The sequence below is a fragment of the Paracoccus sp. pheM1 genome (assembly GCF_018499825.1).
GTDB classification, from domain to species: domain Bacteria; phylum Pseudomonadota; class Alphaproteobacteria; order Rhodobacterales; family Rhodobacteraceae; genus Paracoccus; species Paracoccus versutus.
Genome location: NZ_JAGXCX010000001.1, coordinates 2,599,118 through 2,620,654, shown reverse-complemented (window position 1 = coordinate 2,620,654; position 21,537 = coordinate 2,599,118). Strand labels below are relative to the sequence as shown.

General features: G+C 69.9%; 13 protein-coding genes. 5 read left to right on the top strand and 8 right to left on the bottom strand.

Translation table 11 applies throughout. The annotated features are described in order from the left end of the window. The 5 genes from KF941_RS13265 to KF941_RS13245 all read right to left on the bottom strand — a co-directional run bounded on the left by KF941_RS13265 (nucleotide 1) and on the right by KF941_RS13245 (nucleotide 7,832). Nucleotides 1-1,173 (bottom strand): HlyD family efflux transporter periplasmic adaptor subunit, encoded by a 1,173-nt coding sequence (locus KF941_RS13265; protein ID WP_214273546.1) that lies wholly within the window; start codon nucleotides 1,171-1,173, stop codon nucleotides 1-3. Further along, on the bottom strand, nucleotides 1,170-3,323 hold the full coding sequence (locus KF941_RS13260; RefSeq protein WP_114537711.1) for a type I secretion system permease/ATPase: 2,154 nt from the start codon (nucleotides 3,321-3,323) through the stop codon (nucleotides 1,170-1,172). The genes KF941_RS13265 and KF941_RS13260 overlap by 4 nt, the downstream gene beginning before the upstream one ends. A gap of 5 nt (nucleotides 3,324-3,328) precedes the next feature. Further along, nucleotides 3,329-4,645 (bottom strand): TolC family protein, encoded by a 1,317-nt coding sequence (locus tag KF941_RS13255; protein WP_214273545.1) that lies wholly within the window; start codon nucleotides 4,643-4,645, stop codon nucleotides 3,329-3,331. A 189-nt stretch (nucleotides 4,646-4,834) separates the two neighbouring features. After that, nucleotides 4,835-7,261 (bottom strand): hypothetical protein, encoded by a 2,427-nt coding sequence (locus KF941_RS13250; protein ID WP_214273544.1) that lies wholly within the window; start codon nucleotides 7,259-7,261, stop codon nucleotides 4,835-4,837. A gap of 352 nt (nucleotides 7,262-7,613) precedes the next feature. Then, a complete protein-coding gene (locus KF941_RS13245) occupies nucleotides 7,614-7,832 on the bottom strand; it encodes a hypothetical protein (protein WP_214273543.1) in 219 nt (72 codons plus the stop codon). Between the two features lie 759 nt (nucleotides 7,833-8,591). Between KF941_RS13245 and KF941_RS13240 the strand changes: the two genes are divergently transcribed. Next, entirely contained in the window at nucleotides 8,592-9,671 is a 1,080-nt protein-coding gene (locus tag KF941_RS13240; protein WP_072463025.1) for a pyridoxal-phosphate dependent enzyme, read from the top strand. Nucleotides 9,672-10,425: 754 nt separating this feature from the next. Here the strand turns inward: KF941_RS13240 and KF941_RS13235 are convergent. Next, on the bottom strand, nucleotides 10,426-11,067 hold the full coding sequence (locus tag KF941_RS13235) for an arylesterase (protein ID WP_214273542.1): 642 nt from the start codon (nucleotides 11,065-11,067) through the stop codon (nucleotides 10,426-10,428). Between the two features lie 73 nt (nucleotides 11,068-11,140). Between KF941_RS13235 and KF941_RS13230 the strand changes: the two genes are divergently transcribed. Both KF941_RS13230 and KF941_RS13225 read left to right on the top strand, forming a co-directional pair. Then, nucleotides 11,141-11,839 (top strand): ATP-binding cassette domain-containing protein, encoded by a 699-nt coding sequence (locus KF941_RS13230; RefSeq protein ID WP_072463026.1) that lies wholly within the window; start codon nucleotides 11,141-11,143, stop codon nucleotides 11,837-11,839. 67 nt (nucleotides 11,840-11,906) lie between these two features. Next, the gene (locus KF941_RS13225; RefSeq protein WP_214273541.1) at nucleotides 11,907-14,444 is read left to right on the top strand and encodes an FtsX-like permease family protein; all 2,538 of its coding nucleotides are present in this window, start codon (nucleotides 11,907-11,909) and stop codon (nucleotides 14,442-14,444) included. On the opposite strand, the gene KF941_RS13220 is transcribed toward KF941_RS13225, so the two are convergent. Then, the gene (locus tag KF941_RS13220; RefSeq protein WP_214273540.1) at nucleotides 14,365-15,552 is read right to left on the bottom strand and encodes a CRISPR-associated endonuclease Cas3''; all 1,188 of its coding nucleotides are present in this window, start codon (nucleotides 15,550-15,552) and stop codon (nucleotides 14,365-14,367) included. The genes KF941_RS13225 and KF941_RS13220 overlap by 80 nt on opposite strands. A 204-nt stretch (nucleotides 15,553-15,756) precedes the next feature. Next, nucleotides 15,757-18,021 (bottom strand): FdhF/YdeP family oxidoreductase, encoded by a 2,265-nt coding sequence (locus KF941_RS13215; protein WP_214273539.1) that lies wholly within the window; start codon nucleotides 18,019-18,021, stop codon nucleotides 15,757-15,759. Nucleotides 18,022-18,210: 189 nt separating this feature from the next. Here KF941_RS13215 and KF941_RS13210 point away from each other — a divergent pair, with 189 nt between their 5' ends. Together KF941_RS13210 and KF941_RS13205 are read left to right on the top strand one after the other, a co-directional pair. Then, nucleotides 18,211-19,581, top strand: coding sequence for a sigma-54 dependent transcriptional regulator (locus KF941_RS13210; RefSeq protein ID WP_214273699.1), 1,371 nt, complete (start codon nucleotides 18,211-18,213; stop codon nucleotides 19,579-19,581). After that, a complete protein-coding gene (locus tag KF941_RS13205) occupies nucleotides 19,574-21,535 on the top strand; it encodes an ATP-binding protein (protein WP_214273538.1) in 1,962 nt (653 codons plus the stop codon). Before KF941_RS13210 ends, KF941_RS13205 begins: the two co-directional genes overlap by 8 nt. The last annotated feature ends 2 nt before the right edge of the window (nucleotides 21,536-21,537 follow it).

Below are 21,537 nucleotides of genomic sequence, written 5' to 3'. Positions count from 1 at the left end.
TTAGCGCAGCCTTGCGCGCAGCAGGGGGCGGATCAGGTAGCTGAGGATGGATTGCTTGCCGCTTTCGATGTCCACCTGCGCCACCATGCCGGGGCGGATCGGGTATTCTTCGCCGAACCGCTCCAGATAGCTGCGCTCGGTCTGGACCATGACGCGATAGAAGTCCTGCGGGCCGGTCGCGGTTTCCTCCTCGACCGTATCCTCGGAGATCTGCGTGACGCGCCCGCGCAGGTCGCCATAGACCGCAAAGTCATAGGCGGTGATCTTGACGCTGGCCGGCATGTCCGGGGCGATGAAGGCCACGTCGCGGGGCAGGATCTTGGTCTCGATCAGCAGCTGGTCGTCGATGGGCGTGATCTCCATGATCGCCTCGCCGGGCTGGACGACGCCGCCCAGGGTGGTGATGGTGATGTTGTTGATCCGCCCCTCGACCGGGGAACGGATGACGGTGCGGCGCAGCTCGTCCTCCTTGCGCACCAGATCCTGCTGCAGCTGGGTCAGCTTGGCCCGGCGCTCGGCCAGGTCGCGATAGGCGTCCTGGACATAGCCGTTGCGCGCCTCGCTGATCTTGCCGTCAAGCTCGGCGCTTTTCTGTCGCAGTTGCAGCAGGTCGATGCGGCTGACCGAGCCGCTGGCGGCCAGCGACTGAAGGATGTCCAGCTGTTCCTGGACCGAGACGCGCTCCTGCTCCAGCGCGGCAAGCGAGGATTCCAGCCGGGTGCGCCGGGCCTTGAACAGCCGCAATTCGGTCTGTTGCGTCTCGGTCGGATCGGCGCCGAAATCCAGCGCCGGCTTTTCCAAAACCTCGGCCTCCAGCCGCGCCACCTCGGCCTCCAGGGCCTCGATCTCGGATTGCACGGCCAGGAAGGCGGCGCGCGGGCGCGTCGCGTCCAGATGGGCGATGACCTGGTCCTGCCGGACCACGTCGCCTTCGGCGACCAGCAATTCGGCGAGAATGCCGCCCTCCAGGCTCTGGATCGTCTGCAACCGGCGCAGCGGAATGACCCGGCCGTCGCCGCGGGTGATCTGGTCGATCTGGGCCAGGGCGGCCCAGACCACGGCGACGATCACCGCCAGAAAGACGATCTGGATGGTCCATCTTGCCTGCCGCAGCACCAGCCGCCGATAACTTCCGTCGATATGGCTGGCGCTGACGGAATCGTCACCGTTCATGTCACCACGTGAACGGGCGCCTGCTGCACCCTGTTCGCCCTGGCCGCATTGAGGATCTGCATCAGATCCCCGTCACGGACGACCCGCCCGTCCTTCAGCACCACCGCCCGGCTGGCCAGCCCCAGCACTTCGCGCTTGTGGGTCGAGATGATGGCCGTCCGCCCCTCCAGCCATTCCCGCAGGAAGGCGATGACCTTGGCCTCGGTCACATGGTCGAAGGCCGAGGTCGGCTCGTCCAGCAGCACGATGCGCGGATCCTGCAGGATGACCCGCGCCAGGCCGATGGCCTGCTTCTGCCCGCCCGAGACATTGGCATTGCTGTAGATCTGCAGGTCCAGGCCGCGGACATGGCGGCGGACATAGCCGCCAAGCCCGACCGCATCCAGCGCGGCCAGCAATTCCTCGTCGCTGTGCAGGCCGTGATCCAGCAGCAGGTTGTCGCGCAGGGTGCCCTGGAACAGCGCGACGTTCTGCGGCAGGTAGCCGATCTGCCGGCGACGGTCGATCGGGTCGATCTGGCTAAGCGCGAGGTTGTCGACCAGCACCGCCCCGTCCTGCGGATCGGTCAGCCCGGCCAGCAGGCGCAAGAGCGTGGACTTGCCCGCGCCGTTCCCGCCCAGAAGCGCGATCTTTTCCCCCGCCGCCAGGGTCAGCGCCGGAATGCTGACGACCGGCGCGGCCTCGGGGTCGTGGCGATAGCCGACCTCTTCCAGCCGGTATTCGCCCGACAAGGCCGGGGCGCGGACGTAATGGCGGTCGGCGGGACGCTCGACCGGGGTCTTCATGATCTCGTCCAGCCCCTCCATCGCGGCGCGGACATGCTGCCAGCGCGCCAGAAGCCCCGCGACCTGCCCCATCGGCGCCAGCGTGCGGCTGGACAGAAGCGTGCAGGCGATCAGGCTGCCCACCGTCAGGTCGCCCGAACTGATCAGGTAGACCCCGACGATGATGATGCCGGCATAGGCGAATTTCTGCACCGAGCTGACCAGCTGCGTCATCAGGTTGGTCAGCCCGCGGGTCTTGACCGCCGTCGTCGCCATGGTCGCGGTCAATTGCGCATAGGCGCGCTGCAACCGCCCCTCGGCCCGCGCCGCCTTGACGGTTTCCAGGTTCGAGACGGTTTCCAGCAGCAGCCCGTTCAAGGCCGCCGCCTCGCGGGTGCTTTCGCGCGAGGCGCGGCCCAGGCGACGCTGCAGCACCAGGCCGGGCAGGACGGTCAGCACCACCGCCGCCACCACGACCAGCGCCAGCGCGCCGCCTAGCCAGGCCAAGACGCCGATGAAGATGATGACGAAGGGAATGTCGCAAAGCGCCGTGACGGTGCCCGAGGTGAAGAATTCGCGCACCGTGGCAAAGTCGCGGACCTGGTTGGCGAATACGCCGGTCGATTTCGGCTGATGCGCCAGCCGCAGGTTCGACACCCGGTCGAAAAGCTGCGCCGACAGCCGCAGGTCCAGGTCGCGCCCCGACACGTCGATCAGCGAGGCGCGCATGATCCGCAGCAGGATCTCCAGCACGATGGCGATGCCCACGCCGCTGGCCAGGATCCACAGGGTGTCGAACGCCTGGTTCGGCACCACCCGGTCATAGACCTGCATCGAGAACAGCGCCGTGGCGATGGCCAGCAGGTTGGCCACGAACGAGGCGATGATGACATCGCGATAGATCGGCCAGTTGTCCAGCACCGGGCCGATGATCCAGTGCCGCTTTTCGCCATCGGTCTTGTCCAGCCGGTCCGCAACGATGTCGATGGGCTTGGACACCAGGATGCGCCCGTCATGGCGTTCGGCCAGTTCCTCGGCCGTCCAGACCGCCCGGCCGCCGCCGGTGGCGGGCAGGATCAGGCTGGCCTGGCCGTCGTGCATGGCCTCGAGGATGACGGTGCTGCCGTCGCGCAGGAACAAAAGCGCGGGCAGGCCGTGTTCGGGAAAGCCGGCCAGGGGCTCGTTGCTGATGCGGCAGCTCATGTTGGCGCGGCGCAGGGCCAGCGCGGCAAGCCGGGGCGGCAGGCTTTCGCCGCGGGCGCGGGGCAGCCCGTCGGTCAGCCGCTCGGCCGAGGCCGAGACGCCATGGACGCGGCAAAGCTCGACAAGACCCAGGACCAGGGGGTCCGTCGCCGGGGATTGGGGGTCATGCTTGGATGCGCTCAACGGTTTCAGCCTCCCGCGGAATTGGCGAGGATGAGCGTGCCCAGCACGCCGAGGTCATGTGCCGCCTGGTATTCGGTGCGCTTTCTGGCGTCATAGGTGGCAATGCTGTCGATCTGCGCGTCGTAGAGGTCGCGCCCGGTGGTCAGCAGGTCGATCAGTTCCCGCTGGCCGCCGACGAATTGCTCTTCATAGCTGTCCAGCACCTGCTGCGCCTGCGCCAGCTGGCGGGATTGCGACGCCTCGCTGGCCCGCAGCACGCGCACGCGCTCGACCGCGCTTTGGGCGCCGTTGGCCAGGTTGCGCCGGATCGCCTCCATGTTGGAGCGCGCCGCATCCGCCTCGAGCTGCGCCGACTGGATCTGCCGGCCGCTGAAGCTGCCCGCGTTCAGGTCGACGCCGGCGGCCAGCCCGACCGCGGTGCGGCTGCGCCCGCCATCCAGGTCGGCGCGGCCCTGTGCCTGCAGGCGGATCACCGGCAGCCGTTCGGCCCGCGCCAGGGCGATCCCGGCCTCGGCCACGCCCAGCTCCGCGTTCGTGGCGATGAAATCCGGCGACAGGCGGACCGCCGCCTCGACCGCATCGGCCTTGGCGTAGCGGCCGGCAAAGCCCAGCTCCGGCGGCTTGGCGATGCTGCCCGGCGCCCGCCCCATCAGGAAGGCAAGCTGCGAAAGCGCCAGCCCGCGCTCGCTGGTCAGCTGGTCCAGCCGCTCCTCGGTCCGGGCGATTTCCAGCTCCGCCCGCGCGACCTCTCCGCTGTCGCCCAGCCCGCCCTGGGCGCGGGCCGCGGCATGCTCCGCGATCCGCTGGGCAAAGCCCAGATAGTCGCGGGTGCGGGCGATCTTCCTGTCCAGCACCTCGATGTCGAGATAGAAGTTCGAAACCTCCAGCGTCAGCTGCTCGATCCCCATCTTCAGTTCGGAGACGGATTTCACCCGCTCCTGCGAGGTGCTGGCGATCAGGTTGCGCACCCGGCCCCAGTCATACAGCACCTGCGAGACCGTCAGCGTCACCCCGGCGCCGTTGGCATCGGTGGTGTTGGTATCGGCCGAAATGCTGAACTGCGGATAGCGCTGGTCCCTGGCCGCCTCGATGTCGACCGAGCGGCGCGCGACCTGCTGGCGCATCGCCGTGATCCCCGGATCGCGTTCCGAAGCGACAAGGACGGCCTGGGGCAAGGTGGTGGCCTGCACGGCGGCGGGCGTGCCGCCCAGAACGGCAAGGATCAGGGCCAGGGCCGCAACGCCGCGCCTTCTGGAAAAGAACCGGGTTTCAAAGCCGCTGGGCAGCGCAAGGCGCGACAGATTATGTCTTATAAGAATCATGGATGGCATCCACCGGATCTTCTTCGCAAGGCCGCGCATGTCGGCGGTTCTGTGGCTTTACTTCGGACAAAACAGTTCGTTGTGGCAAGAGGGCAGCGCCAATATGCACAGGATGAACGGCTCGTCCATTTGCCTTAAAAGACTAATTTACGCATTATCTCCGCGCTGCGTATGCTCGCAGGTCGGCTGTCAGTGGTTGTCGTCGTCGCCCGGGAACAGGCCAAGCTGGCCCAGCAGCCCGCCGCCGCCCAGAAGCGACGAGGCGGCTTCGCTCTCGACCGCATCTTCTCCGAACAGCGTGGCGAGCGCGTTTTCGACGGCCGCATCCGCCGCAAAAAGCCCTCCCTCGCCGATTTCCGCGCCGATCGGGTCCAGCAGCGCCGCCAGGGGGTCGGTCACGCCGCCCGTCGCCCGTTCGCCGCTGTCGATGATCTCGTTGAGCAGGCTGTCCACCTCGGGATCATGCCCGGCCAAGGCGTCGCTGGCCGCCGCCTGGGGCTGGGCCAGGGCCGCTTCCAGCCCGACCACGCCCAGAAGGCCGCCCACCAGGTCGTCGGTCAGGGGGGGCTCGGCCGCGGGGTCGATGCCGAAGACATCCTGGTCCGAGAGCAATTCGTGGAACAGCAGGTCCGTCACCATGTCCGATGCGTCGAACACCGCGCCGGCGATGGACGGATCGCCGCCGATCAGGTTTTCCAGGAAGCCGTCGTCATCGCCATGCTCTTCCCCGGCCGGGGCCCCGGCCGAAAGCTGCGGTTCCTGGCCGGCGCCTGCTGCCAGCAGCCCGGTCAGCTCGTCCAGCAGGCCGCCGGCCAGCGGCAATGCCGGATCCGAGCCTGAAGCCGGCTCTGGCGCGGCTTGCCCGGCGATCCCGGCCGCGATTCCCCCCAGCAGGCCGCCCTCGCCGGCGACAGGGCCAAGAACGTCCTGCACCAGGTCAAGCCCGGCGGATAGCGCGCCATCCTCGTCCAGGATCGGGTCGCCGGTCCCCACCGCATCGGCGACCGCGCCCAGCACGCCCGTCGCCAGAGCGCCTTCCTCCGACACGGGTTCAGCCAGCGAAGCGGCAAGCGCGCCGGGTTCTTCCAGAACCGGCGCAGGCGATGCCTGGGCCGGGACCGTGGCGCTTGACGCGCTTCCCCTGCCCAGCAGGCTGCCGGTCAGGCCGCCCAGCAGACCGCCCGGTCCAAGGATCGGACCCAGCAAACCGCCCTCCCCCAGGATCGGGGCCGTGATGCCGCCCAGCAGCCCGCTTTCACCCAGGATCGGCTCGAGCAAGCCTTCCTGGACGACCCCCACCACGCTGCCGAGCGCACTGTCCTCGCCCAGGATGGGGTCAAGGACCGCGCCCAGCAAGCCGTCGGGACCAAGGATGGGATCGACCAGCGAATCCGTCACCGTGCCCAGCAGCCCCTCGGGGCCAAGGACGGGCGAGACGAGGCTGTCGACCAGCCCGTCCTGGCCCAGAAGGGGATCAACCACGCTTCCCAGCAGCCCGTCTTGGCCCAGCACCGGCTCGAGCACGCTTTCCTGGACGACGCCCACCACGCCGCCGAGCGCACCATCCTCGCCCAGGACGGGGGCCAGGACTTCGCCCACCAGCCCATCAGGCCCCAGGATCGGATCGAGCAGCGAATCCGTCACCGTGCCCAGCAACCCGTCTGGGCCGAGGATGGGCGAGACGAGGCTGTCGATCAGGCCGCCCTCGCCCAGGATGGGGGTGACGAGATTGCCCAGCAGCCCGTCCTTGCCCAGAATCGGCTCGAGCAGGCCCTCCTGGACGACGCCCACCACACTGTCCAGCAGGCCATCCTTGCCCAGGATGGGGTTCAGCAGATCGCTCACCAGCCCGTCCGGGCCAAGGATCGGGTCGACCAGCGAATCCGTCACCGTGCCCAGCAGCCCGTCGGCGCCGAGGATGGGCGAGACGAGGCTGTCGACCAGCCCGTCCTCGCCCAGAAGCGACCCGTCTGCCTCGGAAGGCGCATCTTCGGCAGCCGTCCCGTCCTGGGCGACAGGGCCCGCATCGGCCGCCGCAGCCGTCGGCCCATCGCCCGCAACGACGCGCGAAGGCGCAGCGGCCACGCGATCCGTGACCGGCGCGGCAGCCGGCGGCTCCGCCGCGGGCAAGGTGGTGTTGACGGCCGCGCGAATCGACAATTCGCCCGCCTCCTGATCGCCGATCCTGCCCAGGGGCGGCGCAAAGGCGGCCACGCTGTCGGCAGCCGGCGTGCCGCCGCCGGATGCTGCGGCATCAGCCTGCGGCACCTGCGACGCGCCCGCCGGCACGGCCGATTGCGCCACGGCGAACGCGCCGGCAGGCGCCATGCTGGCGAAGGTTTCCGCCCCCGCAACCGCCCGGTCGCCGGCAAGGTCCGGGGCTTTGCCGGGCTCCTCGGCGGCCTGGGACAGCAGGTCGGATTGCCCTGCATGGGTCGCGGTCTGGGTGGCAAGCCCCATGCCGATCGCGCTGAGGCCCAGGGCGGTGCCGCCCGCCCCCTCGGCATGGATGCGCGGCTGGGCGTCCCGAGCGGCGGCGGCAGGGTCGGCCGGGATATTCGTCTCGGACCCGTGCCGCGTTGCGGCCTTAGTGGGGTCGGGCTTCTTTGCCGCCATTCCATCCTCGTTCAGCTCCGGCGGGCTTGAACTGCCCAAAGGATTGGGCGCGCCGGGGCCGGGCAGGTAAATCACATACTATAGTATGCAGATATTCCATTAGGATGGCAATGCGATTCCGCGCCCCCTTGGCGCGGGAGGCGGCGCATGGGCCAAGGGCGCTGGCCATGCCGGGAAACGGCACCCGACAGCGCCCGGAACGGGCGGGCATGGGCGCGCAGGCGACCGGGGCCAGCGCCAGGCCGACGGCATGGAGGTCGAGCGCTATCCGCGCCGCGCCGGCGGAACCGTTCGGCATGTCCGGCAACCGGCGCGGGCCTTGTCGCCCGGATCATCCACGGCTCGCCGGGCGTCAGGCAAAGCCGAACCAGTCCCCGCGCGAGCTGCCCGCGCCGCTTGGGGCCGCGCAGCGGGAAGCCTCGGCCGTAGCGTCCGGGCGCAGCCTGGTGGCGTCCCAGCCTTCCGCCCGCTCGTCGCGCCGCGCAAGGCCGTTCGCCGCCAGCGCGACCGTCCCGATCAGGAAATGCGCCCGCGGCGGCCCGGTCCGCCCAATCCGCGGCAGGACCGACATCCTGCTGCTGGATCAGGGACACCCAGCATGCCATAGAGCAGCGGGTCCAGCGGGCGCGAGATGCGGTCAGCCCAGAGGATGCCGGCGCTGGCGGGCTCGACCCGCTCGATGCTGGCAGCCAGCAGGACAGCTCCAGCGTGCCGGTCAGGATGGAACGGGCGCCAAGGCGCGCCGATTGCCTGACAGTCGGGCCCGGCCCGGCCAAAGCGGAACGAAGAGTCCCGCGCGATCACCGCAAGCCAGCGCAGGATCTCATGCGGCAGGGCCTCGGTCAGGATGGCGTGGTCATGCGACTAGCCGGAAGGGCGGAACGGCAGCGCCGCCAGCGAGGGGCCCCGTCGCGGCGGCGACCTGCGCAAGCGAACGGCGGGCACCAGCCGGAAACCGCGGCCGTGAACGGTGCGGACGATGTCCTGCCGCTCGCCATCGTCCCCGAGCGCAGCCCATGCGGCGCGGATGCGGCTGGCGGCGCCGGCGTCGGACACGGCCCTCAGAGGACATCCACCATTCGCCCTTGCCGACCAGCCGCCCGCCAGCCCGCAAAAGCCCGTGCAGCACCAGGAATCCCTGTGGCTCCAGCCGAACCGCTCCGCCGCAGCTCGAATTTCTGGTCATCCCGCTCGAAGTCGCCGAAGATGTGGATCATGCGCAAGCCTATCGCAAAGCGGGGGCACCTGCACGACCTCTTCATGGTTCGATCAAGCATTCCGATCGCCGTTGGACCATGATCGCTTCATCTTTAGCCAAGGGAATCGGATCATGACGACGCAAGGCACAAGGACGACCGCCGGTCGCGGGCGGCTCTATGACAGCATCCTGGACACGGTGGGCGACACGCCGGTGATCCGCGTCAACAACCTGGCCCCCGACGGGGTGGATCTCTACGTCAAGGCAGAGTTCTTCAACCCCGCCGCCTCGGTCAAGGACCGGCTGGCGCTGAACATCATCGAGGCGGCGGAACGCTCGGGCGCGTTGAAGCCGGGGCAGACCGTGGTCGAGGCGACCAGCGGCAACACCGGCATCGGGCTGGCCATGGTCTGCGCGCAAAAGGGCTATCCGCTGGTCGTCACCATGGCGGAAAGCTTCTCGGTCGAGCGGCGGCGGCTGATGCGGCTGCTGGGGGCAAAGGTGGTGCTGACGCCCCGCGCCGAAAAGGGCACGGGGATGTACAACAAGGCCGTGGAACTGGCGCAGGAACACGGCTGGTTCCTCGCCCGCCAGTTCGAGACCGCGGCCAATGCCGACATCCACGAGGCGACCACGGCGCGCGAGATCCTGGGCGATTTCGACGGGCGCAGGCTCGACTGCGTGGTGACGGGCTATGGCACCGGCGGCACCGTCACCGGCCTGGCCCGCGTCCTGCGCAAGGAACGCCCCCAGACCCGGATCGTGCTGGCCGAGCCGGCCAATGCCGCCCTGGTCTCCAGCGGCATCGCGCAGCAACGGGGCGCGGCGGACGCGCCGGCGGCCAGCCATCCGGCCTTCGAGCCGCATCCGATCCAGGGCTGGACCCCGGACTTCATCCCCTTCGTGCTGCAGGAGGCGCTGGACAAGGGCGGCTATGACGAGCTTGTCACCGTGCCCGGCGCGGATGGCATCGCCTGGGCGAAAAAGCTGGCCGCGCGCGAGGGGATCCTGACCGGCATCTCGGGCGGCGCGACCTTTGCCGCCGCGATGGGCATCGCCGAAAAGGCCGTGCCCGGCACGGTGATCCTTGCCATGCTGCCCGACACAGGCGAGCGCTACCTGTCCACCCCGCTGTTCCAGGACATCCCCGAGGACATGGACGACGAGGAACGCGCGCTTTCCGAATCCACCCCCGGCTACCGGATGGGATGAGCGCCAGGGCCGCGCGCCCTGAGACGCTGGACCCCGAGGACTGGGATGCCTTCGCCTGCATCGCCCATGCCGCGGCGGGACGCCATCGCCCGCACGGCAGCCCTGCGCGACCGCCCCGTCGGGCACCCCATTGCCCCAGGCGGCGCGAAGGCCCTGCACCACGCGGATTTCGCGCATTGAAGATATGGATGATGCTCAAGGAACAAGGCGCGCAGGTTTCGGGCGCAACATCGACCAGGTCCACCGCCTTGCCGCGAGGATCGACGCCGAGCCGCGGTCCGCTGCCTGTCGCCCGTCACGCTGGACATCCTCTGCTTCCGCTATCTCTGCTTCCGCTATGATCCGGGCGGGCTGGACACGACTGCGCTGGTGGCGCTGAACGCCGAGATCATGATGCGGCCGCAAGAACAGGGGGTCGCCGCCTTCTCGGATACCTGGGTGCATGGCGGACGCGGGCTGCGGGCCGCCTTGTGCCATCACCGGACCACGGACGCGGATCTGGACCTGGCGATGGCGCGGTTCTGCGCCTGGGCAAGGCGCTGGCGTGATGCCGGAACGCCCGAGGGCGGGAAACAGCCGCCGGCCGATGACCGCAGCCCGGTCGCGTCGGATTGCAGCCTTCCCGAAGCGGTCAGCCGCAAGCTGCCCCTTGTCGGCCTGATGCGAGAGCCCGCCTTGGCAACTTGTAGGCATGGCCGCCTGCGCCTTCACGCCGTCGCCCGGCAGCCGGCGCAGAGCCCGGTTCCCGGCGATGTCATTCCTTCCCTTCGATGCCGTCCAGGAACCGCAGCACCTCGGGGCCGAGCCCTTCCACGATCCGCGCCACGCCCGCGGCATTCGGATGCAGCCCGTCGGGTTGCAGATAGGCGCCCAAGCCCGCGGGATCGCCCGTGCCTTCAAGCAGCGGCGCAAGGAAGCTGCCCGCCAGCGGCACGTCATGCGCCTGGGCCAGGTCCGGGTAGATGGCGTCGAAGGCCCGGCGGTATTCGGGGCCGTAATTGCCCGGCGCCTCCATCCCCACCAGCAGCACGGGCACGTCCTGCGCGGCCGCCTCGGCCAGGATCGCGTCCAGGTTGGCGCGGCTGACCTCGGGCAGGATGCCGCGCAAAAGGTCGTTGCCGCCCAGCGCCACGATCATCGCATCCGCCCCATCGGCCAGCGCCCAGCCGACCCGCGCCCGCCCGCCCGCGGTGGTGTCGCCCGAGACCCCGGCGTTCAGCACCGTCACCTCGCGCCCTTCGGCCCGCAGCCAGCCCTCCAGCTGCGGCACGAAGCCCTGGTCCGGCGGCAGGCCGTAGCCCTGCGTCAAACTGTCGCCCAGCGCCACCAGCCGCAGCGGCCCTGCCGCCGCCGGCAGCGCCAGCAGCGCCAAACCGAGGAAAACCACGGACATCATCGCCATCATGCGGTTGCGGAAATCCCGCCCGGCCCCATATCCCGAGGCAGGACGGTCAGGTGAAGGACGGGTGATGACGGAGCCGGTGGTTTCGCTGCGCGAAGCGCGGCTGACGTTGATGGGAAACGCCGGTCCGGTGGAAATCCTGAAAGGCATCACCCTGGACGTGGCGCAGGGCGAGACATTGGGGCTGGTGGGTCCGTCTGGTTCGGGCAAGTCCTCTCTCCTCATGCTCATGGGCGGGCTCGAACGGGCCACGGGGGGCAGCGTCCGCGCGCTGGGTCGCGATCTGACGGCGCTGGACGAAGATGCGCTTGCCCGGTTCCGCAGGGGGAATATGGGCGTGGTCTTCCAGTCCTTCCACCTCATCCCGACGATGACGGCGCTGGAAAACGTCGCCGTGCCGCTGGAGCTGATGGGCGCGAGGGACGCTTTCGAACGCGCGGCCGCCGAGCTGGCTGCCGTGGGGCTGGAGAAACGCGCTGGGCATTATCCCGCGCAGCTGTCGGGGGGCGAGCAGCAGCGCGTGGCCTTGGCCCGCGCCGCGGTGACGCGCCCCGCGATCCTGCTGGCCGACGAGCCGACCGGCAACCTGGACGGAAGGAACGGCCGGGCGATCATGGACCTGCTGTTCGGGTTGCGCGACCGGCACGGCGCGACGTTGATCCTCGTCACCCATGCGCCCGAACTCGCGGCGCGCTGCGACCGGGTGGTGCATCTGGCCGACGGCCGGATCGAGGATGAGGCGGCCGGGCAGAGGGCGGCGGAATGACGGCCCGGTCCCCTTGCCGCCCGGCGCGGGTGCCGGGCCGAAGCGCCCCCCGCCCCGCGGTCCGGCCATGAGCGCCCGCACGGCCCTGCGCCTTGCCCGGCGCGAGCTGCGCGGCGGGTTGCGCGGCTTCCGCATCTTCCTGGCCTGCCTGGTCCTTGGCGTCGCGGCCATCGCTGCGGTGGGCATCGTGCGCGCCTCGATCCAGGCGGGGCTGGCCGACCAGGGCGCGATCCTGCTGGGCGGCGATGCGCAGATGCAGTTCACCTATCGCCATGCCACCGAGGCCGAGCGCGCCTTCATGGATCGCGTCGCGCTGCGCACCTCCGAGGTAATCGACTTTCGCTCGATGGCCGTGGTGGGCGAAGGCGACGCGGCCGAGCATGGCCTGACCCAGGTGAAGGCCGTGGACGGCGCCTATCCGCTGGTCGGCACGGTCGATCTGGACCCGCCGATGCCGCTCGATCAGGCGCTGGCGGACAAGGACGGCCTGCCGGGCGCGGTGATGGACCGGGTGCTGGTCGACCGGTTGGGCCTTGGCATCGGCGACAGGTTCCGGCTGGGCCTGCAATCCTTTCGCCTGGCGGCGGTGCTGGTGGGCGAACCCGACAGCGCCTCGGGCGGCTTCGGCCTTGGCCCGCGCACGCTGGTCGCCAGCCCGGCGCTGGCGGATTCGGGGCTGATCGGGCCGGGCACGCTGTTCGACACGCAATACCGCCTGCTCCTGCCGCCTGGGACGGACCTTGACGCCCTGCGGCAAGAGGCGATGGCCGCCTTTCCCGACACCGGCCTGCGCTGGCGGGACAGCCGCCGCGCCGCGCCGGGGATCGAACGCTTCGTGGACCGGATCGGGGCTTTCCTGGTGATCGTCGGGCTGGCCGGCCTGGCGGTGGGCGGGGTCGGCGTCTCGGCGGCGGTGCGCGCCTATCTGGCGGGCAAGACGGCCACCATCGCCACGCTGCGCACCCTGGGCGCCGACCAAAGGGTGGTGTTCCTGACCTATCTGTTCCAGATCGCGGCGCTGACCGCCCTGGGGGTCGGGGCTGGGCTGATCCTTGGCGCGGCCATTCCCCTGGCGCTCGCGCCGATGATCGGGCGGCTGCTGCCGGTGCCGGCGGTTTTTGCGCCCTGGCCCGCGCCGCTGGCCGAGGCGGCGTTCTACGGCATCGCCACCGCGCTGCTCTTCACGCTCTGGCCGCTGGCGCGCACCGCCCGCATCCGGGCGGCGGCGCTTTACCGCGAGGCGGCGGGCGCGGCGCCCGGCTGGCCCCGGCCGGTGTGGTGGGCGGTGTCCGCGGCGCTGTCGGCCGTGCTGATCGGCGGGGCGGCGCTGTTTTCCGGCGTGCCGCAACTGGCGCTGGGGGCGGCCTTCGGCATCGTGGCGGCGCTGGGGGTGCTGGTCCTGTCGGCCGTGCTGGTGCGCCGCGCGGCGCGGTTCCTGGCGCGCAGGCCCGCCCTGCGCGGGCGGCCGACATTACGGCTGGCGCTGTCGGCCATCGGCGGGCCGGGACAGGAAACCACCTCGGTCATCCTCTCGCTGGGCCTGGGCCTCGCGGTGCTGGCCAGCGTGGGACAGATCGAGGCCAACCTGCGCGCCGCCATCGACCGCGACCTGCCGGCCCGCGCGCCGGCCTATTTCTTCCTCGACATCCAGAACGACCAGATGGCGGCGTTCAATGCCCGGCTGGATGCGGACCCCGGCGTCGAGCGGGTGGAGAGCGCCCCCATGCTGCGCGGCATCCTGACCCGCATCAACGGCCGACCCGCCGCCGAGGTCGCGGGCGACCACTGGGTGCTGCGCGGGGATCGCGGCGTCACCTATTCCGAAGCCCCGCCCGAAGGCACCACGGTGACTGCCGGCACCTGGTGGCCCCAGGGCTACGATGGCCCGCCACAGGTCTCGTTCGGGGCCGAGGAGGCCGCGGAACTGGGGCTGACGCTTGGCGACCGGATCACGGTGAACATCCTGGGCCGCGACATCGAGGCCCGGATCACCAGCTTCCGCGCGGTCGATTTCTCGACCGGCGGCCTCGGCTTCGTCATGTCGATGAGCCCGAACGCGCTGAGCGGCGCGCCCCATACCCATATCGCCACGGTCTATGCCGGGACCGAGGCCGAGGGCCGCATCCTGCGCGATCTGGCGCGCGCCTTTCCGAACGTGACCGCGATCCGGGTTCGCGATGCGGCGGACCGGGTGGCCGAGGCGCTCGGCGCCATCGCCTCGGCCGCCGCCTGGGCGGCGGGGGCGACGCTCGTGACCGGGTTCATGGTGCTGATCGGCGCCGCCGCGGCGGGCGAGCGGGCGCGGCTCTTCGAGGCGGCGGTCCTGCGCACGCTGGGCGCGACGCGGGGCCGCATCCTTGCGTCCTTCGCGCTGCGCTCGGCGCTGATGGGGGCCGCGGCAGGCCTCGTCGCGATCCTTGCCGGCGGGGTCGCTGGCTGGGCGGTGATCACCTTCGTGATGGAGACGCGCTACGTGTTCGAGCCGGTCTCGGCGGTGGCGATCGTCCTGGGCGGCGTGGTTGCGGTCATGCTGGCCGGCATCGGTTTTGCGCTGCGCCCGCTGTCCGCGCGCCCGGCGCGCGTGCTGCGGGCGCAGGACGGCTAGGGGGCGAGCCGCCCCGGCTTCGTACCATCGGCACCGCGCCTATGTCTATCGGGCCCTCGCACTGGCAGGATCGCCGTCGGCGAATACCGGGAAGGCCGGGCCCCTTGCAGCCCTTCAGCCTTTCCCGAGCAATCGGTGCCTGCTGATCCGCGCTTTCGTGAAGGAGGTTTGCCCAGGCGGAGCGGCTGGCCATAGGTCTGGGTGTTTCGATCCACGCCTCCGCGAAGGAGGCGACCGGCCTGCATGGTGCAGGCCTGAATCCCCAAGGAGTTTCGATCCGCGCCTCCGTGTATGGGATCGCGGAGATAATCCGGCGATGCCCATGGCCTGCGGCATGGTCCAGCGCAAACCCCAGCGAGGCCAGCGTCTTGCCGCCGCCGGTGGGCACGGTCAGGGTGAACAGTCCCGGCGCCATGGCCGCGCCGCGCCGGACATGGGCCAGGATATCGGCGCGCAGGCGGTTGATCGGGCCAGCGCGGTCGAATTGCGCCATATGCGTGTCTAAGGCGCGTCTCCAGTCCGGCAACAGATCGGCCAGGGCCGGCCAGGTGCGGTCGGGCTGCCTGCCCTCGAGTCCGGCATAGAAGGACTCGGTATCGCGGAAAACGCCATGCGCGCGGCGCCCGACAGATCGAAACCGCAGGAGGCCGGCCGCATCTAGCGCCGCCAGTTCCCTGGCGAAGGGACCGAAATCCGAACCGGCCGCCGCCGAGATTTCCGGCGCGATCGGATCGCGGCAAGCGTCGAGCCGGCGCTCCATGCTGCTGTCCGCGCCATAGCGGTCGGGCAGGCCCGCATGTTGGCCCAGGATGGCATGGCCGATCACCTCGGCGCAGGGGCTCATGCCGGCGGGTGCCTGGGCGTAAAGCAGGGCGGCGCCGGCCGTCGAATGTTCCCCCCGGACATTCTGACCGTCGAGAAGGCGGCCGAAGGTAGGGTCATACTTGCCGAAGTCATGAAAAAGACCGGCCACATGCGCTGCGGCCTGCAACCCCAGGGGCGCGCCGCGCGTCGCAGCCAGCGCAGCCGTGTTCCGAAGCTGATCGGCCGGCAATTGCCAGTCGGCGCGATCCTTGCGGCTACCCGTATGCGCGCAATAGTTTGCCATCGCCATTCCCGCCCGGCCCCGCGGACTGGTTCACAGACCGACTCGTCAGCATCAGCCAGCATTCCGCGGGGCAGCCGTAACCCGCAAGCCATGGATCCGATTGGCAAACTCCTGCTCCAGATGGCGTCTGCCGGCAGTACCGCTTCGACGGATTGAACGGGGCTTTCCCCGCCGCGGGAAATGGGTCGCGGCCGGGAGTCCCGATCAGGTGGCGATGCGCACGGGGACGGATTTCGCGGCGGGCGTTCCGGTGATGTGGTCGTGGTAGTCGAGCGGCATGAGCGGGTTCAGCTCCGGGTAATATCCCGCGACCGAGCCGCTCGGCATCGGATAGGCGACGACCGTCAGCCCCGCGACCCGCCGGTGCCGGCCGTCGCGGCTGATCGTCTCCAGCGCCACCGCCTGGCCGTCGGCAAGCCCGCGCGCGGCGATGTCGCTCGCATTCATGAACAGCACCATGCGGTCGCCGTGGATGCCCCGGTAACGGTCGTTGTAGCTGTAGATCGTGGTGTTGAACTGGTCGTGCGAGCGGATCGTGGACAGCCGCAGCATCTGCGGATCGTCCACCGGGTCGTTGACCTCCAGCCCCGGCAGCGGCAGGAAATTCGCCTTGCCGTTCGGCGTCGCCCAGACGCGCCGGCGCGGCGGCACATCAAGGTGAAAGCCGTGCGGCGCCTTGATGCGGCTGTTGAAATCGGCATAGATCGCCGGATAGACATCCGCGATCCGGTCGCGTATCGCGCTGTAATCGTGGATGTATTCGCCCCATGGCGTGCGGCTGCCGGGCAGGGTGGCCAGGGCCATGCGGCAGACGATCTCGACCTCGGGCAGGCAGTCGGGGCCGGGCGGCTCCAGCACCCCGCGCGAGGCGGTGACGTTGGCCATGGCATCCTCGATGGTGACGAACTGCTCGCCCCTGGCGGTGCGGATGATCTCGGAACGCGCCACCACGGGCAGGATCAGCGCGTCCCGGCCGTGGACCAGGTGGCCCCGGTTCAGCTTGGTCGCGATGCCGACCGTCAGGTCCAGCTTGCGCATCGCCGCATAGGTCCGCTGGGTGTCGGGCATGGCGCGGGCGAAATTCCCGCCCATGCCGATGAAGACCCTGGCCTCGCCGCGCAGCATGGCCTCGACCGACTCGACGGCGTGATGGCCGTGTTCGCGCGGCGGCTCGAAGCCGAAGACGGCGGCAAGCCGGTCCAGGTAGTCCTGCGACGGCTTTTCGTCGATGCCGACGGTGCGGTCGCCCTGCACGTTGGAATGGCCCCGGATCGGCGCGATCCCGGCCCCCGGCTTGCCGAAATTGCCGCGCAACAGCAGCAGGTTCGCGACCTGCTGCACCAGCCGCGACCCCTGCTGGTGCTGCGTCACCCCCATGCCATAGCAGATCATCGTCGCCTTCGAGCGGATATAGATCTCGGCCAGCCGCCGGATCTGCGCCTGGTCGATGCCCGAATGGCGCTCCAGCGCGGCCCAGTCCAGCGCCTCGATCTCGGCCCGGACCTTGTCCAGGCCCGCGGTATGGGCGTTGACGAAGGGCCAGTCGATGACGTCCTCGCCCGCCGCGTCGCGTTCGAAGATCACCTTCATCATCCCCTTCAGGATCGCCAGGTCGCCGCCGATCTTCACATGCACGAATTCGCTGGAGATCCTGGTCGAGCCGAAGGTCGCCATCTGGACCACGTCCTGCGGCTCGGCAAAGCGGATCAGGGCGCGTTCGGGCATGGGGTTGATGGTGACGATGGGCACGCCGCGTTTGCGGGCCTCGACCAGGTTGGTCATCATGCGCGGGCTGTTGGTGCCGGTGTTCTGGCCGATGACGAAGATCGCCTCGGCATGTTCGAAATCGGCCATGACCACGGTGCCCTTGCCGATGCCGATGGCGGGCTGCAGGCCGCGGCTGGTCGGCTCGTGGCACATGTTCGAGCAGTCGGGGAAATTGTTGGTGCCGAACTCGCGCACGAAGACCGCATAAAGAAAGGCCGCCTCGTTCGGGGTCCGGCCCGAGGTGTAGAATTCGGCCCGGTGCGGGCTGTCGAGGCCGCGCAGGTGCCGCCCGATCAGCGCGAAGGCATCGTCCCAGCCGACCGGGACGTAATGGTCGGTCGCGGGGTCGTAGCGCATCGGCTCGGTCAGCCGGCCCTGCATCTCCAGCCAGTAATCCGACCGCTCCATCAACTCGCTGACGCCGTGGCGGGCGAAGAAGTCGCGGGTGACGCGGGATTTCGTCGCCTCATGCGCCAAAGCCTTGGCGCCGTTTTCGCAAAACTCCAGCTTCTTGCGGCAATCGGCATCGGGAAAGGCGCAGCTGGGGCATTTGAACCCGCCGGGCTGGTTCATCGACAGCAGCGCGCGCGAGCCCTTGGTCAGCACGCTCTGCTCCATCAGCACCTTGGCCGTCGCCGCGGCTGCGCCCCAGCCGCCTGCGGCATGGTGATAGGCCTTGTAGACGGGTTTGCGGTCGGACATCGGCGCGGTTCTCCTGTCGGGCCGTGCGGGCCCCTGCCCCCGATGGCAACAGACCGGCGCCGCGATTTCAACGGACAGCCTGTCGGCCTGTCCTGGACAATCTGTCCGTTGATCTTGCCCCCGCCCCCTGCATCCGATGCTTGCCAAGCAAGGCGGGCCGGTGCCACTGTCCCGCCGAGGGAGAGGATGATGGGAACCCAGAACGACCCCCGCCAGGAAGCGCATGCCGCCCAAGGCGACGCGCTGGCGCAGGCCACGATCCTGGTGGTCGAGGACGAGCCGGGGATGCGCAATTTCCTGGAACGCATCCTGTCGTCGAAATGCCGCGCCATCCGGCTGGCCGCGAACACGGCTGAAGCCAGCGCGCTGGTCGCCCAGACCGATTTCGACCTGGTGATCCTCGACAACCTGATGGAGGGCCAGCGCGGGGTCGACTGGCTGCGGGAACAGCGGCCGCTGGGCTTTTTCCCGCCCGCGATCCTGATGACCGCCCATGCCGACCTGGATACGGCCATCCAGGCGCTGCAGGCCGGGGCCTCGGATTTCCTGCTCAAGCCGTTTCGCACCAACCAGCTGCTGAACACCATCGCCCGCTGCCTGGAAGGCGAAAGGTTGCGGCGCGAGAACCTGATCCTGCAGCAGGAATTGCGCAACAATATCGACCTGGGCCGCCTGCGCAGCGAGTTGATCGGCAGCTCGCCCGCCATCGAGCGCGTGCGCCAGGTCATCGCCCGCGTGGCGCCGACCCCGTCCTCGGTGCTGATCACCGGCGCCTCGGGCACGGGCAAGGAAGTGGCGGCGCGGATGATCCACGCCCTGTCCGACCGGGCGCGGATGCCCTTCGTTGCGGTGAACTGCGCCGCCATCCCCCGCGACATGCTGGAGGACGAGCTTTTCGGCCATGTGCGCGGTGCCTTTCCCGCCGCCGACCGGAACCGCGAGGGGCTGTTCAGCTCGGCCCGCGGCGGGACGCTGTTTCTGGACGAGATCGCCGAACTGCCGGTCGCCTTGCAGGCCAAGCTGTTGCGCGCGATCGATGATCGCCGGATCCGGCCGCTGGGGTCCGAGCGCGAGACGGCGGTGGACCTGCGCCTGATCTTTGCCGCGAATGCCGACCTGGACCGCGCCGTGGCCGAGGGGCGGCTGCGCGCGGACCTGCTTTACCGCATCAACGTGCTGCATATCCACATGCCGACCCTGGCCGAACGCGGCGGCGACATGTTCGACCTGGCGGAACTGTTCATGGATACCCTGTCCCGGACGCTGGCAGCGCCCAAGGTGCCGATCACCCCCGAGGTGCGGGCCGGCATGGCGACCTATGACTGGCCGGGCAATGTCCGCGAATTGCGCAACGCCGTCGAGCGCGCGCTGATCCTGGGCCGCTTCACGCCGCTGGTCGCATCGCTGGGCAGGCGCGACGGCCAGACCCTGGCCGAGATCGAGCGGCGGGCGATCCTGGGCACGGTGGCCGCCTTCGACGGCGACCGCGAGGCGGCGGCGGCGCAGCTGGGCATTTCGCGCAAGACCATCGACCGCAGGCTGGCGGACTGGAATGCCTGAGCCGGCGCGTCCGCTCAGCCGCTCGGTGCGTCACAAGCTTCTGGCCATCGCCCTGCTGCCGGTGCTGGTGATCCTGCCGGTCTTTCTGGGGGCGACCATGCATCAATGGTCGCTCAAGCTCGACCGGCTGCTGCTGGTCAAGGTCAACAGCGACCTGACCGTGGCGCAGCAATATCTGGGCCGCATCCTGGAAACCACCGGCGAGCGGATCGAGATGCTGGCCCGCTCCGAGGAATTCGCGCGCACGGCCGATCCGGCCGCGCTGCTGGACAGCCATCGCCACAGGCTGGGGCTGGACTACCTGTATCTGGCCCGCCCGGATGGCCGCGTGGTGGCGTCCAGCCCGCAAGGCATCCGCCCCGCACCCCCGCGCGACGCCGCATCCGCGCGAAACACGCTGGAGGTTTTCGACCGGGACCAGCTGCGCGCCCTTTCCCCGGCGCTGGCCGCGCGCGCCGAAATGGAACGGCCCGGCAATCCGGCGGCAGGCCGGGCCCCGGTCGAGACGCGGGGCATGGTGGCACAATCGCTCGTCCTGGCCAGGCTGCCCGGCAGCGAGGCCGAGGCGGTCCTGGTCGGGGGGATCCTGCTGAACCGCAACCTGTCGGTGATCGACAGCATCAACGCCCTGATCTATCGCCCCGAAAGCCTGCCCGAGGGCAGCCACGGCACCACCTCGCTGTTCCTGGGCGACATGCGCATCGCCACCAACGTCACGGTCCCCGGCGGCGTCCGGGCGCTGGGAACCCGCGCCTCGGCGGCGGTGCGCGAGCGGGTGATCGGCCAGGGGCAGGTCTGGCTGGACCGGGCGCAGGTGCTGGACGACTGGTATGTCTCGGCCTATGCCCCGCTGGCCGACGGCGCGGGCCGCACCATCGGCATGATCTATGTCGGCATCCTGGAACGCCCCTTCGCCGAAGCCCGGCGCCGCACGGTGGGCTGGGTGCTGGTCGGCTTCCTGTGCGTGGCGCTGGTGACGGTGCCGCTGTTCTTGCGATGGGCGCGCGGCATCTTCCGCCCGCTGGAGCGTATCGGCGCCACCTTCGAGCGGGTGCGGTCGGGCGACCTGGCCGCCCGCACCGGCATCAGCCGCGGCGACGACGAGATCGCCGAACTGGCCCTGGCCCTGGACGGGGTGCTGGCGCAATTGCAGGACCACGACCGGCGGATGCGGGCCTGGAACGACGAGCTGAACCGGCGCGTGGACGAGCGCACGGCGGCGCTGCGGCGGGCCGCGCAACAGCTCGAGACCGCGACATACCAGCTGGTCCAATCCGAAAAGCTGGCCGCCCTTGGCGAAATCTCGGCCGGGATCGCGCATGAGGTGAACAACCCGCTGGCGGTGATCCAGGGCAACCTGGACGTGCTGCGCGAGGTGCTGGGCAAGGCCGCCGCCCCGGCCGAGACCGAATTGCGGCTGATCGACGAGCAGGTGCAGCGCATCTCGCGGATCGTCGCGCAATTGCTGGACTTCGCCCGGACGGACCAGACCGCGGAAGAGCATCCCCTTTCCGATCCGGGCCGGGCCGTGGCCGATTGCGTGCCGCTGGTGGCGCATATGCTTGCCCGGTCCTCCGTCTCGCTGCGCCGGGACATCCGCTCGGATCGGCCGGTCCGCATCAGCCGCATCGCCCTGCAGCAGGTGCTGGTCAACCTGATCGTCAACGCGGTCCATGCCATGCCGCGGGGCGGCGAGATCCGCATCCTGGTGCAGGACCAGGACCGCGACGGCGCGGCAGGGGTGATGCTGCAGGTCTCGGACCAGGGCGAGGGCATCCCGCCCGAAGTGCTGAAGCGCCTGTTCGAGCCCTTCGTCACCAGCCGCGGGCGCAGCGGCGGCACCGGGCTAGGCCTGTCGATCTGCCGCAGGCTGGTCGAGCGGCAAGGCGGCAGCATCGCCGCCAGCAGCGATGCGGATGGCAGCACCTTCCGCATCTGGCTGCCCGCCGCGTGATC